This window comes from Psychrobacter sp. AntiMn-1 (assembly GCF_001854065.1).
Classification (GTDB): Bacteria; Pseudomonadota; Gammaproteobacteria; order Pseudomonadales; family Moraxellaceae; genus Psychrobacter; species Psychrobacter pacificensis.
This window is the reverse complement of the sequence record NZ_CP012969.1, coordinates 1,979,549-1,992,037: the sequence shown is the minus strand read 5'-3', so window position 1 is coordinate 1,992,037 and position 12,489 is coordinate 1,979,549. Positions and strand designations below refer to the sequence as shown.

General features: G+C 45.4%; 13 protein-coding genes. 7 read left to right on the top strand and 6 right to left on the bottom strand.

Features of this window, described 5'->3' with window-relative positions:
* Nucleotides 1-2 precede the first annotated feature (2 nt).
* Nucleotides 3-1,052 (bottom strand): YheT family hydrolase, encoded by a 1,050-nt coding sequence (locus tag AOT82_RS08455; RefSeq protein WP_071002641.1) that lies wholly within the window; start codon nucleotides 1,050-1,052, stop codon nucleotides 3-5.
* A gap of 335 nt (nucleotides 1,053-1,387) precedes the next feature.
* A complete protein-coding gene (locus AOT82_RS08450; RefSeq protein ID WP_071002640.1) occupies nucleotides 1,388-1,990 on the bottom strand; it encodes a YigZ family protein in 603 nt (200 codons plus the stop codon).
* 197 nt (nucleotides 1,991-2,187) lie between these two features.
* Between AOT82_RS08450 and AOT82_RS08445 the strand changes: the two genes are divergently transcribed.
* Nucleotides 2,188-2,892 carry a pseudouridine synthase gene (locus AOT82_RS08445; protein ID WP_071002639.1) on the top strand — a complete coding sequence of 235 codons (705 nt, stop codon included), beginning with the start codon at nucleotides 2,188-2,190 and terminating at the stop codon, nucleotides 2,890-2,892.
* Nucleotides 2,893-3,162: 270 nt separating this feature from the next.
* A complete protein-coding gene (locus AOT82_RS08440; protein ID WP_227517132.1) occupies nucleotides 3,163-4,224 on the top strand; it encodes a disulfide isomerase DsbC N-terminal domain-containing protein in 1,062 nt (353 codons plus the stop codon).
* Between the two features lie 140 nt (nucleotides 4,225-4,364).
* Here AOT82_RS08440 and AOT82_RS08435 read toward each other — a convergent pair whose 3' ends face one another.
* Entirely contained in the window at nucleotides 4,365-5,015 is a 651-nt protein-coding gene (locus AOT82_RS08435; RefSeq protein WP_071002637.1) for a DUF2939 domain-containing protein, read from the bottom strand.
* A 414-nt stretch (nucleotides 5,016-5,429) separates the two neighbouring features.
* On the opposite strand from AOT82_RS08435, the gene dnaJ reads away from it, so the two are divergent.
* The 3 genes from dnaJ (at nucleotide 5,430) to AOT82_RS08420 (ending at nucleotide 8,503) form a co-directional block, all read left to right on the top strand.
* Nucleotides 5,430-6,554 carry a molecular chaperone DnaJ gene (dnaJ, locus tag AOT82_RS08430; RefSeq protein ID WP_071002636.1) on the top strand — a complete coding sequence of 375 codons (1,125 nt, stop codon included), beginning with the start codon at nucleotides 5,430-5,432 and terminating at the stop codon, nucleotides 6,552-6,554.
* A gap of 184 nt (nucleotides 6,555-6,738) precedes the next feature.
* Nucleotides 6,739-7,569: a 4-hydroxy-tetrahydrodipicolinate reductase gene (gene dapB / locus AOT82_RS08425; RefSeq protein ID WP_071002635.1), complete on the top strand. Its 831-nt coding sequence runs from the start codon at nucleotides 6,739-6,741 to the stop codon at nucleotides 7,567-7,569.
* A 40-nt stretch (nucleotides 7,570-7,609) separates the two neighbouring features.
* Nucleotides 7,610-8,503: a type II and III secretion system protein gene (locus tag AOT82_RS08420; protein WP_227517131.1), complete on the top strand. Its 894-nt coding sequence runs from the start codon at nucleotides 7,610-7,612 to the stop codon at nucleotides 8,501-8,503.
* 82 nt (nucleotides 8,504-8,585) lie between these two features.
* Here AOT82_RS08420 and AOT82_RS08415 read toward each other — a convergent pair whose 3' ends face one another.
* The gene (locus tag AOT82_RS08415; protein WP_058024748.1) at nucleotides 8,586-9,761 is read right to left on the bottom strand and encodes a type III PLP-dependent enzyme; all 1,176 of its coding nucleotides are present in this window, start codon (nucleotides 9,759-9,761) and stop codon (nucleotides 8,586-8,588) included.
* A 114-nt stretch (nucleotides 9,762-9,875) separates the two neighbouring features.
* The gene (def, locus tag AOT82_RS08410) at nucleotides 9,876-10,430 is read right to left on the bottom strand and encodes a peptide deformylase (RefSeq protein ID WP_071002633.1); all 555 of its coding nucleotides are present in this window, start codon (nucleotides 10,428-10,430) and stop codon (nucleotides 9,876-9,878) included.
* Nucleotides 10,431-10,632: 202 nt separating this feature from the next.
* Between def and AOT82_RS08405 the strand changes: the two genes are divergently transcribed.
* Nucleotides 10,633-11,151: a helix-turn-helix domain-containing protein gene (locus AOT82_RS08405; protein ID WP_071001283.1), complete on the top strand. Its 519-nt coding sequence runs from the start codon at nucleotides 10,633-10,635 to the stop codon at nucleotides 11,149-11,151.
* The gene (locus AOT82_RS08400; RefSeq protein ID WP_227517198.1) at nucleotides 11,139-11,978 is read left to right on the top strand and encodes an IS3 family transposase; all 840 of its coding nucleotides are present in this window, start codon (nucleotides 11,139-11,141) and stop codon (nucleotides 11,976-11,978) included. The genes AOT82_RS08405 and AOT82_RS08400 overlap by 13 nt, the downstream gene beginning before the upstream one ends.
* Nucleotides 11,979-12,052: 74 nt before the next feature.
* Here the strand turns inward: AOT82_RS08400 and AOT82_RS08395 are convergent, their stop codons facing one another.
* Entirely contained in the window at nucleotides 12,053-12,307 is a 255-nt protein-coding gene (locus AOT82_RS08395) for a GlsB/YeaQ/YmgE family stress response membrane protein (RefSeq protein WP_058024727.1), read from the bottom strand.
* Between the last annotated feature and the right edge of the window lie 182 nt (nucleotides 12,308-12,489).

Below are 12,489 nucleotides of genomic sequence, written 5' to 3'. Positions count from 1 at the left end.
GCCTATTTTTTACGTGACTCGACCCCAATCCAATTGAAGTACGCACTCACCGTTTCGGGTATCCAGTTAATATCAAATTTTGAAGATTTGCCATTAGTATTATTTTTTGCTCGACCTTTATCTGAGCGATAACGCAAATAGCCGATATGTCCACCGTGCTCAGTATCTAAGATAGTGACGCTATCAGAGACATCGTTTGGTGTCGCGGTAAAGCCAATAAACGGATCGTCCTTTGCACTGATGAGTAATAAAGGCTTGGTCACTTTGATCAAATAGGGAAGGGCGGACGAGGCTTGATAGTAGTGGTTGTTAGAGCGGTAGCCATGACGCGGCGCGGTAAAGATATCATCAAAGTCACTGATGCGATTGACCGCTTTGATCGAGTCGATCTCCTCTTGAGTAATGTCATTGGCTAAGGCTTTTTTGATAATTGGGTTGAGCAAATAAGGCGTATAAATACGATGACTTAAAAAGCTATGCATACTAAGCGCCGCTGATGACATATCAACAGGGGCGGAGATAACTACGGCACCTTTACAAAGAACCTTGTCTTCGTATTCGCCCATATATTTTGCCAGTGCATTGCCACCTAAAGAGACACCGACTGCATAGATATTGGCGTATTTTTCGCTTAGGTTTTGCAGCATGTAGTGCACTTCGCCCGTATCACCTGCATTATAAAACACCCGTCCACTAGCTGGAATACCACCACAACTGCGGAAATGGGCGACCACAAAGTGCCAGCCTTGCGCGTACATCTGATAAGCCAGAGCGCGGGCATAATGGCTATCGCTACTGCCTTCCATACCGTGGAACAAAACGATTAATGGCGTTTGTTCAAGTTCACCATTTTCTGAATGTTCTATAGGATGCGCATCATAAAAATCGTAAGCAATATCGCTTTCGTCCAAAGAGTCTTTTTCGACTTCGCGGCGATAAGTTGGTGCTTTTGGCGCAAAGAACTTGGGCAAGATGCTTTGCAAGTGTGGATTGGTCAGCCAAAAGGGCGGCTTAAAAGGCGCTGGAGAAAAGGGTTTGGTTGAGGTTGACATATTTTGGTCTTATTTAATGATCGTGGAAAAGCAAAAAAGTAGCGTGGTGAGGTTTTTTATCATAACGCCAGCACTGACGAAATCCAATAATTTTCAGTGAACGCATGATTACTGAAATGGCTGACAAGCTAATAAATGGCGACTGAATACAACTATAGTAAAACCGTTATAAAAATGGTATAGCAAGATTAAACGCTATTTTTCGCAGCCTCTAGAGACGCAGTCACAGCAAGCAAGAAAAGTAGCATTTAATCGAGTGCGTTTTCTATGCTGTATCAATTTTATTGAGGTTCTACTATGTTTAAGCGGCTAATGAGAAAGGTTAATCAGGTTTTTTAGACTTCTGGCTGATCCAATACACGACCATCCATCGCCAGCCGCTCTTTTAGACTCTCGATATCTGCCTGTGCCAGTGTTGCGGTCAGCGTGACTTGTTTGCTATAGGCGACATCATCAATATGACCGCCCAAGCTCTCTATCATATAGCGGCATTGTGCCTCGGTCGCAAACTCTGCGAGTATCTGAATCTGTGTCATGGGTACATACGGGTTCAATGTCATCTCATCGACCGCGGCTTGGGCCGCGCCTGCATAAGCGCGCGTCAGACCACCAGCGCCCAGCTTGATACCACCGAAATACCGCACCACGATAATGATCACATTGCCGATGGACTTGTGCTGCAAGACATTTAATATTGGTCTGCCTGCGGTGCCGCTTGGCTCGCCGTCATCATCGAAACCTGCGCTGGTCGTATTGTCAGGGTCACCAATGATGTAGCCCCAACAAAAATGCCGTGCATCTGGATATTGTTCGCGCAGTTGTTCCACGTGAAACATGGCCTCTTCACGCGAGATCACCGGATACGCGTAAGCAATAAACTCAGATTTCTTAATTTCTAGGCGCGCGGTGACGGCGCGTTTTAGGGTTTGATAGCTCATATTTCATCAGGCTTAGGTTGGATATGGTAAACTTAGCTAACTGTCACTGTCGTCCATATTGGCCGCAGTATTCATTTTATTTTTCATTATAGTACCATTTCTAACCATCGAAGATAACGAGACGCTCATGGCTGAGTGCTGGTGTCGTTAGTTTCTGATTTAGGGCTGGTATCATAAAACCGATGGTAGTAAATAGTATGCGTTTAGATAAATTTATCAGTAAAGCCACCGAGCTGTCACGCAAAGAGTCCAAAAAAATCCTCCACGCCTCTGAGGTCACCGTCAATGATGAGGTGGTCAAAGACCCTGGCCTACATGTCGATATTATCAATGATGAAGTGCTGTGGGCAGGCGAGCCGCTCTCGGTGGCGACGGGTAATCGTTATATCTTGCTGCATAAGCCTGAAGGCTTTGAGTGTACGTTAAAGGCCAAAGAGTATCCTATCGTCACCGAATTGATTGCCGTACCAGAGCTAGGCAGTTTACGTATCGCAGGTCGCTTGGATGTCGATACCACAGGCGCACTGCTGCTTAGCGATGATGGCGGCTGGCTACACCGCGTCACAAGTCCCAAGCACGAGCACGCCAAAGTCTATGAGCTAACGCTTGCTGATCCTATGAATGAGGAGGAGCAAGCCCACGCAATCAAAAAGGTGGGCGAAGGTATCTTGTTAGAGGGCGATTATGAGCCGACCAAACCGGCTACCCTTGAGTTTATCGATGAGACGCATGCGCGGCTTACGCTTGAGCAAGGCAAATATCATCAGGTCAAACGTATGATGGGCTACTTCGGTAATAAAGTCGTCGAGCTGCATCGCGCTAGCATTGGCCATATTACTTTAGACGGGTTAGAGCGTGGCGATAGTCGCTTTTTAACGCCTGAGGAAGTTGAGAAGTTTTAGGGGTACTTACAAGTATATCTTTAGATTTACGGTAGGGTGCGCCTCGCGCACCTGACATCCAAGACATCCAAGTTGAGCTTTATAACTTGTTTTATCGGCCTCTATTGCGCCTCCCTTAAGCTCAAGTAGCGATTTGCAAAAGTAACTGGCAAACCCTCCGAAAACTTAGCTAATGTGCTAAAGTCCTGATATCTTTTCACTCTACTTTTTTAAATAGTGTTTTAAGACGAAATACTGATTGCTATTGGTATATAAACGCTACTTGCTAGGATGACTGCTGTGAAACTACCTCTACTTAAACCTATTAGTTTTATTAGTGCACTGCTATTAACGGCGACGGCTTGCGCCCAGCCTGCGACTTCAACCGATGAAAATACTAAGATGACACAAAGTGCGGCAGCAGACAAAGTCAGGGCTGACACTGATAACCATTTGCGCAAGGTATTGACCGAGGTTGGTATCAAAGCGCAAATCTTATCTATCGAACCCTCTAATTTACCTAATATGTATCAGGTCGATCTAGCAGGACAACCGCCGCTACATATCACCGCTGATGGCAAATACGTCATCCAAGGCGAGCTACAAAAAAACCCAAGCCCACGTAAAGTGAAGCAAACCCCAGCGCGAGCCACTAGCGCGCAAGCAGGCGAGTATGTCAGCGCGGCGGTGAAATCCTCACTACTAGAGAATATGAGTGCGCTGAAAAACATGAGCGCTAAAACGCCATTTTTTTATACCGCGGTACCGGGCGTGATTTGGGGCGCAACATTAGAAGGCGTGCCGTTTTTACTCTCAGATGATGCGCAATACATTACTGATGGCGAGATATCGGTGATAGAGAATGGTCAATTCACAGGACTTGATGAGACTTTTGAAGCGAATAAAAACAAATCTGTCTTTGCCTCACTAGATGAGTCGCAGCTGATTACTTATCCGGCAACGACTACCGAGCGCGCCGTTATTTATGTTGCAACTGATGTGAATTGCCCGTACTGCCGAATGCTACATAAGCAAATGGCAGATCTCAATGCCAAAGGCGTCACCGTCAAGACTATCGGTTATCCTATATATGAAGCGTCACCTGCGCAGATGCGCGGGATCTGGTGTCAAGCGGATGAGGGCAGTCGCCGTAACGCTCTAGACAAGGCAATGCTACAAGGCCAGATGACGCCAGCGCCTGCCAGTTGTAACACGGATTACGTGACACCTAATCGTGAAAGGGCGGCAGGACTTGCAGTGATAGCGACGCCTGCTATCTACCGTGAGGATGGCGTGCTGTATCAAGCAAGTTTTGAGAGTCCTGAGTTTTTAGAATTTTTGGGTATCGAATAATCACATTGGTGTCGTTCACATTTTAGTGAATAAAGATTTTAAATCACGCCACAAAAAACCGCTTTATGAGCTGATTCATAAAGCGGTTTTTATCGTTTGACTTATCAAAATGTTGAATATCAAAAGCGGTCTCAATTCGTCTATGGCAAAACAATATCGACGATCTTCCACTGAATCAAGCCTTGGCGCTGCATCTCTATCGTGAGCGGATAGCCTTTGACTTGACCGCTGATAGCAAAGCAATTGATACCGCAGTAGCTCAATGTTGGCTTGTCACTATCGTTGCCTTGTGCGGCTTGTTGCTCAAGCTCCGCGGCTTGTTTTTTCATGACTTGCTGGATTTGGCTCTTGACCACCGCATCGACGTCGCCGCGCTGGATGATCAAGCTTTGAATGAGGTTTCTGAGATCGACCTGATCGCTTGCGATGGCCCATGCCGCCGCCAGCTCTTTGGTTGCTGTATTGGCTTGACCCTGAGTGTTAATGACTTTTTCGATATTTTGCGGGGTGATGGCACCATCGACGGCCTTTGTGATAAAGCCGTTGGCTGCTTGGGTTAATGCGTCTCCGCCGAGCTCAGCGATTAATGGATACTTTGTCATGGTCGTGGCAAATTGATCAGTCAGCTGATGTTGAATGCTTGGACGCACTTGCTCGTAATCAATGGTCGCTGCGATAGCGGCACCGTCTTTGACCTCATAAGCATTTTTGAGCTGATACGCACTGTAATAAGGGGAGCCTGCATAGACGGCTACGGCAATGACAATCAATAAAACAATCAGCTTTTTCATAAGATGGGGAACCTTGTCGCAAACGTCATGGGTATAAATGACCGTAGATATGGCGATAAATACTAGCACGACTCGTCATTATTCAGGTATGAAAAGCTTTGTAATAATCTTAATAAATCGTGTATACCGCCGACTCAAGACCTCAACTATGAATTTCATGACTTAAGCGCTTGATAAATCAGCAGACCATCTCCATAAATAGCGCAAACTTTTTATAATTGATTTGGCTAAGTAGCCCCCACCGTATTTTTCGTTACATGCACATATTATCATCCTGTGACATTGTGGTTTGCCATGTTTCACATGAAACGTTGCTGTGTGATTGTGTATGAGATGAAGGCCGTTAATGGTAAAAGCTGATCAAAGCTAACGAACTGACGAGCTGGTGGTGCTACGAAGACGATAGGAGAAACCATGAGTAAACGCGATTTTTATGAAGTATTAGGTGTCAGCAAGACCGCTGACAGCAAGGAGATTAAGCGAGCCTACCGCAAGCTTGCCATGAAATATCATCCAGATCGCAACTCTGATGACCCTGATTCTGAAGACAAATTCAAAGAAGCCTCAATGGCTTATGAAGTACTGAGCGATGAAGAAAAGCGCTCAGCGTATGACCGCATGGGTCATGCTGCCTTTGAAAATGGCATGGGTGGCGGTGCAGGCGGCGGCAACTTCCAAGACATCTTTGGCGATATTTTTGGTAACTTTGGCGATATCTTCGGTCAATCACGTGGCGGTGGTGGTGGACGCACGCGTCGCGGCTCTGACTTGCGCTATGTGATCGAGCTGACATTAGAAGAAGCAGTACGCGGCTGCAAAAAAGAAATCAGCTTCACCGCGCCAGCGCCATGTGATACCTGTGATGGTAAAGGTGCCAAAGATGCCTCTGATGTCGTGACCTGTCAGATGTGTCATGGTCAGGGTCAAGTGCGCATGCAGCAAGGTTTCTTTGCCGTGCAGCAGACTTGCCCACAGTGTGGCGGCTCTGGTAAGCAAATCAAAAACCCTTGCCCTGACTGTCATGGTAATGGCGTCAAAGACAAATCACGCACGCTAGAAGTATCTATCCCAGCGGGCGTCGATGATGGTGATCGCGTCCGTCTGGCAGGTGAAGGCGAAGCTGGCGCCGCAGGCGTACAGAACGGCGACTTGTATGTCGAAGTACGTGTCAAACCGCACAACGTCTTTACTCGTCAAGGCGCGGACCTCTATATGGATGTACCAGTCAGTATCACGGATGCCGCACTTGGTAAAGAAGTTGAAATCCCAACCTTGGATGGTAAAGTAAAAATCAAAGTGGCAGAAGGGACGCAGAGTGGCAAACTGCTACGTGTACGCGGCAAAGGCGTGACGCCAGTACGCACCACGATGAAAGGCGACTTGATCTGCCGTGTGGTCATCGAAACCCCTGTCAATCTGACTCGTGAGCAAAAAGATCTATTGCGTCAGTTCCAAGATACGTTAGATGATGACAGTAAGCATCAGCAGTCGCCACATAAAAAATCATTCTTTAAAAAGATTGGCGATTTGTTTGACTGATTATTTAACTCAGACAGACTGTTGCTAGATAGCCATACTGAGAGTAAGCCCAAAGGTTTCACATGAAACCTTTGGGCTTTTTCTTGTGCTGATAAAAAACCACTCAGTTAACGATATTTGTTAAACTGACGATAAATGATATCCAAAAATAACCCACCAAATATAAAGTATGTAAGGTAGCGATATGAGTCAAGAAACAACAGAACAAACCATTAAAGTTGGTGTCATCGGTGCAGGTGGTCGTATGGGTCGTATGCTTATCGAAGCGGTACAAAATAATCCTAAGACCATCCTGAATGCAGCGATTGAGCGCCAAGGATCGAGTCTCGTCGGCGCGGATGCAGGCGAGGTGGCAGCTATCGGACGTTTAGAGGTGCAAATCGTTGACGAGCTAGAGGCTGTAATTAATGACATCGATGTGCTGATTGACTTTAGCTTGCCTGATGCGACTGAAAAAAACATGCAAGTTTGTGCCGAGCATAATGTCGCGATGGTCATTGGCACCACAGGATTTAATGAGGCGCAAGAGCAGGTATTGGCAAAAGCCAGTGGAAAAATCGCTATCGTCTACGCAGGTAACTATTCAACCGGCGTTAACCTGTCATTGAAACTACTTGGTATGGCAGCCACAGCATTTGGCAATGAGGCTGACGTAGAGATCATCGAAGCGCATCACAAACACAAAATCGATGCACCATCTGGCACGGCATATATGATGGCAGAAGCCGTCGCAGAGGCGCGCGGACAGAATCTAAAAGACGTCGCTATCTACGGACGCGAAGGACAAACGGGTGAGCGTGAGTCGGGCACAATTGGTATTCATGCCGTACGCGGTGGAGAGATCGTAGGCGACCATACCGTGATGTTTATCGCTGATGGTGAGGTGGTTGAGATCACTCACCGCGCACGAGAGCGCATGACTTTTGCCGCAGGTGCTGTACGTGCCGCAACTTGGGTGACCGAGCAAGCCGTTGGGCAATATGATATGCAAGATGTGCTGGGGTTGAATGATTAGAGCGCATTGACGATGACTTAAAAAAGGTGAGGAGATGCAGGTGAATCGTATAAAGCACGAATTGGCTAGTACCATTCTTAAGGTGAATATTACCAAAAATATAAGCTTGCCCGCGTTTGCCCTAAGTTTGGCTGTCCTACCAATCACCGTACAAGCCAGTAACGTCCAAACCTATGTGATTGACACTTATGGCGGTGTGTCGCTACTGCCAGTGGTAAGGCAACAACTCAATAATAGCGCTGATGGCGGCACTGTCAGCATCTACCAAGGTAAGCTAGTACTAATAACAACACCCCGCAATTATCAAATGATACAGCAGCTACTCACGCAGATTGACCGTCAGCCACAAGCGCTCACAGTCGCTGTGCGTGTTGGCAATAGCAGCAGCGTTCAGGATAATATTCGTCAGGGTCAGGTTATTATTACCAAGCGCAGTATTCAGGGATCGGGTGTTTGGAATCAAAGTAACGGCCAGAAGCAAAGCAGCAGTTTATATCAAGTACAGACGCTTTCTGGTAGTGCCGCTAGTATCAGTACAGGCACGCTCTATTCATTGACGCAGAACTATCGTGCCACTATTCAACCAAATTATCACTATCCCATTGACCGTCAGCCAAGCGCGCAGATTATTATTCAGCAGCAGGTACTACTGCCAACGACGCAAGGCATTGCTGTCACACCGCGTCTACTACCGAATGGTCAAGTCGAAGTGAGGTTGTCACAAGTTGAAGAGCGACTGGCGCGATCCAAATCATCCTACAATAGGTACGGCACGAGCAGTAATAGCATTCAAAGTCAAAGTCTGAACAATACAATCATTGTGCCGCGCGGACAATGGGTGACGATCGGTGAGATTTCACAACGCTCAACCAGCAGCGGCAGTCGAACGACCAATAGCATTAATAGTGTACCGATAGCTCTGCTGGTTCAATAGCTCATTGTGCAAATGGCTAAATACAAAAAAGCGCGGTGTTATTAATAGCACCGCGCTTCTCTATAAATGATAGGTTCAAACCCTAGTCAATATAAACCACTTCAAGCGGCGGGAAGCCATTGAACTCAACTGATGAATACGAGTTGGTATAAGCACCTGTGGTTAGCCAATAGATTTTGTCACCAATCTCAAGCTCTTCTGGCAGCTGATAACCTGCTTCTTCGTACATGATATCGGTTGAGTCACAGGTTGGTCCTGCCAGTACGACCGTCCCTTCACTGGTAGACGTTTCCATCTTGGGAGTATAAACAGGATATTTGATGGCTTCGCCGAGCGTCTCGATTAAGCCTTGGAATAAACCAACATCCGTATAGACCCAGCGCGCCAAATCTGTGTCTGACTTACGAGAGATCAGTACCACATCACTAACCAAGACACCTGAACCACCAACGAGGGAACGACCTGGTTCTAAAATAATCTCAGGCATCTCATCATCATTATAATCATCAGTCAAATAGCTGGTAATCTCTTCTGCATAGACCTTAATAGGATTGACTTCGCTGATGTAGTTGGTTGGGAAGCCGCCACCTAGATTGATCATTTGTAGCTTGATGCCTTCTTCGTTCTTCATCCAGTCAAACATATATTTAACTTTGGCTAATGCATCATCCCATGCCGCAACGTCTTTTTGCTGGCTACCCACATGGAACGAGATACCATAAGGTACCAAGCCAAGCTCGCGCGCCTGAATGAGTAAATCAATGGCCATATTAGGGTGACAGCCAAACTTACGAGATAATGGCCATTCTGCTGTCTCTGATCCTTGTACCAATATGCGCACAAATACTTTAGAACCAGGTGCGTGTTTGGCGATATTTTTAAGATCGGCTTCTGAATCAGTCGCGTACAGATCGATACCTTTTTCAAAAGCATACTTAACATGGTCGGCTTTTTTGATGGTGTTGCCATAAGAGATGCGTGATGGCTCAACACCGCAATCAAGCACACGATCCAGCTCATAGATAGAGGCACAGTCAAAGTTGGAGCCAAGCTTTGCCAGCAGATTGATGACTTCAACCGCAGGACTGGCTTTCATCGCATAATGCAGTTTGGCATTCGGGAACAGGCTGACCATCTCATGATATTTGGTCTCGATACGACTTAGGTCGACCACTAAAAACGGGGTCTCACGACCCTCAGCAGCTTTGGTAAATTTCTGCCAGCTGGCAGGGTCAAAATATTGGTCAATTTTGATCATGGTCATAGTAGTAAACCTTTGGTGAGAACAGTATCTGCTAAAAAATTGGCACCATCTAGTGGATATCAGAGAGTAACATCCACTATAGGCATCATTATGTAAAGGAGAAAGAGATTAAGAACTGATGGGTTGTGACTGCTGCTCAGCGGACTGGGCGCCTTGCTTTTCGCGTATCTTGAGGACTTTACGAACTTTATCACGGGCACGTGTCTGTTTCAAACGAGACAGATAATCGACGAATATCACGCCGTTGAGATGATCCATTTCGTGTTGGATACAGACGGCAAGCAAGCCTTCTACCACCTCATCAATGACGTCGCCGTTTTCGTCTAATGCTTCGATACGTACTTTCTTAGGGCGCTCGACTTTGTCGTAGACATCTGGGACCGAAAGACAGCCTTCTTCGTACGGTTGTTTTTCTTCTACCAATGGCGTGACCTTTGGATTAATAAACACTCTTGGCGCATTTTTGTCTTCGGACAAATCCATCACGATGAGCTGAATATGACGATCGACTTGGCTTGCAGCAAGGCCAATGCCTTGAGCATCATACATTGTCTCAATCATGTCTGAGATTAAGGTTTTGATTTCAGCAGTCACTTCCTTGACTGGCTTGGCAATCGTGCGCAAGCGAGGATCTGGGTAACTTAAGATAGGGAGTAGTGCCATAACGCTCACCTCAATGATAAGGACAAAATAGGGTTGATATTATAAGATAAATGGGGACAAAAGTAATGCTTATCAATACTTTCCCGTCTATATCAGGTCTCATGCATTCACAAATTAAAGACTTTGATAGGTATCTGGACACAAAAAAGCCTCACTTATGAACTGCCCCCCATAAGTTGGACACAACTTATGGGGTATTTTTATGCGCTACGATCTAGACTTTAAGCTTGAAGTCATCGCATACTATATGCAAGGACATACTGGTCGTGCTACAGCTGAGGAATTTAACCTAGATAATAAGATAGTTATCAAATGGGTTAAGCAATATCAAAGCGGTGGTATTGAAGCTATCAAACCAAAGACCAGCAAAGCTTACTATAGTCACGAGTTTAAACACAAAGTCATTACAACGATGCTTAGCCAAGGCTTAAGTCAATTGGAAGTTGCTTTAAGGTATAACATCAGCTCACCGGCGCTTATTAGTCACTGGCATAAAGCGTATCGACTAGAAGGCATATCTGGACTCATCTCCAAACCTAAAGGTAGAACCGTCATGAGCAAACCCTTCATTACAGACAAACCAGAGGATGAAAAAAGCTTAGCAGAATTGAAGCGTGAGAATGAGTACTTACGTGCAGAGGTTGCCTACCTAAAAAAGCTCGATGCCTTGCTCAAAGCGGAGGAAAAAGCAGGCAAAAAGCAAGGCTCATCGAAGGACTAAGAGAGCGCTGCTGTTTATCTGACTTACTTAAAGCCGCTGGTATGCCTAAAAGCGTCTTTTACTATCATAGAGAAAAGCTTGGTGATAAAGATAAACATGCTGACTTAAAACAGCGTATTACTAAGCTGTATCACCAGCATAAAGGCAGGTACGGCTATCGTAGAATAACGGCAGCGCTAAAGCAGTTAGGTAGCCATTACAATCACAAGCTCATCGCTAAGCTTATGCGTCATTTAAACTTAAGTGCACGGATTCGACGACAAAGATATCGCTCTTATAAAGGTGTACAAGGCAAAATTGCAAAGAATTATTTAAAGCGTCAGTTTCATGCAGATAGACCAAACACACGCTGGCTCACTGATATTACTGAGTTTAAGGTAGGTGATCATAAGCTATATTTATCACCGATACTCGATTGTTATAACAATGAGATCATCAGCTATACGCTCTCAAAGAGACCTACCTATGATTTGGTTAGCAAGATGCTAGATAAGGCGTTAGATAAGATAGATACGCACCAGAACAACCGTTTAATGCTGCATTCAGATCAAGGCTGGCATTATCAGATGAGACCGTTCAGTAAGGCGCTTAAACAGCACGGTATTAAGCAAAGCATGAGCAGAAAAGGCAACTGCTTGGATAATGCGCTGATGGAGGGGTTCTTTGGTACGCTGAAGTGCGAGACGATTTATATTGAGAAACCAAAATCGATTGAGCAGTTAGAACAACAGATTCATGAGTATATGCATTATTACAATAATGAGCGTATTCAACTCAAACTAAAAGGACTGAGCCCTGTGCAGTACAGAACTCAGTCCTTGGTATAAACTAAACCGTCCAAGTTTCGGGGGTCAGTTCATTAACGCAAGGCTTTTTTGTAGATATTCTATCTAGTCGGTAATTATGCACGGCGTTTGTTTACAATCATTTCATACAAAAATAGCAAAATGATCGCACCGATAACTGAGAAGATAAGACCAGTAAAACCGCCATCTGCGTTGATACCAATTAAGCTCGCTAAGAAGCCACCTAACATGGCACCGACGATACCCAATACGATCGTCATGATCCAGCCCATAGGGTCACTACCTGGCTTAATAGCACGTGCCAATAAACCTGCAACCAAACCGACGATAATCATCCAAATAAAGCTCATGTTATTCTCCTAAATTATGAATATTTATAATATGTTGCTAATTTAATAACTCCATTGTAAAGATTCCTCAAACGCAAGAGTAAGCAAAAAATGTTACCTGTGTAGGGCCTATGTGAGGAAAAAGTCAGATTTGCTATTACGTAGGTGCAATAGGTAAACGGAAGGTTACAAAGGTAGCCATG

What these genes read in the sequence shown, in the direction of transcription:
- AOT82_RS08455 (WP_071002641.1), bottom strand. Translation starts at nt 1,052, where the DNA reads ATGTCAACCTCAACCAAACCCTTTTCTCCAGCGCCTTTTAAGCCGCCC.
- AOT82_RS08450 (WP_071002640.1), bottom strand. Translation starts at nt 1,990, where the DNA reads ATGAGCTATCAAACCCTAAAACGCGCCGTCACCGCGCGCCTAGAAATT.
- AOT82_RS08445 (WP_071002639.1), top strand. Translation starts at nt 2,188, where the DNA reads ATGCGTTTAGATAAATTTATCAGTAAAGCCACCGAGCTGTCACGCAAA.
- AOT82_RS08440 (WP_227517132.1), top strand. Translation starts at nt 3,163, where the DNA reads ATGACTGCTGTGAAACTACCTCTACTTAAACCTATTAGTTTTATTAGT.
- AOT82_RS08435 (WP_071002637.1), bottom strand. Translation starts at nt 5,015, where the DNA reads ATGAAAAAGCTGATTGTTTTATTGATTGTCATTGCCGTAGCCGTCTAT.
- dnaJ (WP_071002636.1), top strand. Translation starts at nt 5,430, where the DNA reads ATGAGTAAACGCGATTTTTATGAAGTATTAGGTGTCAGCAAGACCGCT.
- dapB (WP_071002635.1), top strand. Translation starts at nt 6,739, where the DNA reads ATGAGTCAAGAAACAACAGAACAAACCATTAAAGTTGGTGTCATCGGT.
- AOT82_RS08415 (WP_058024748.1), bottom strand. Translation starts at nt 9,761, where the DNA reads ATGATCAAAATTGACCAATATTTTGACCCTGCCAGCTGGCAGAAATTT.
- def (WP_071002633.1), bottom strand. Translation starts at nt 10,430, where the DNA reads ATGGCACTACTCCCTATCTTAAGTTACCCAGATCCTCGCTTGCGCACG.
- AOT82_RS08405 (WP_071001283.1), top strand. Translation starts at nt 10,633, where the DNA reads ATGCGCTACGATCTAGACTTTAAGCTTGAAGTCATCGCATACTATATG.
- AOT82_RS08395 (WP_058024727.1), bottom strand. Translation starts at nt 12,307, where the DNA reads ATGAGCTTTATTTGGATGATTATCGTCGGTTTGGTTGCAGGTTTATTG.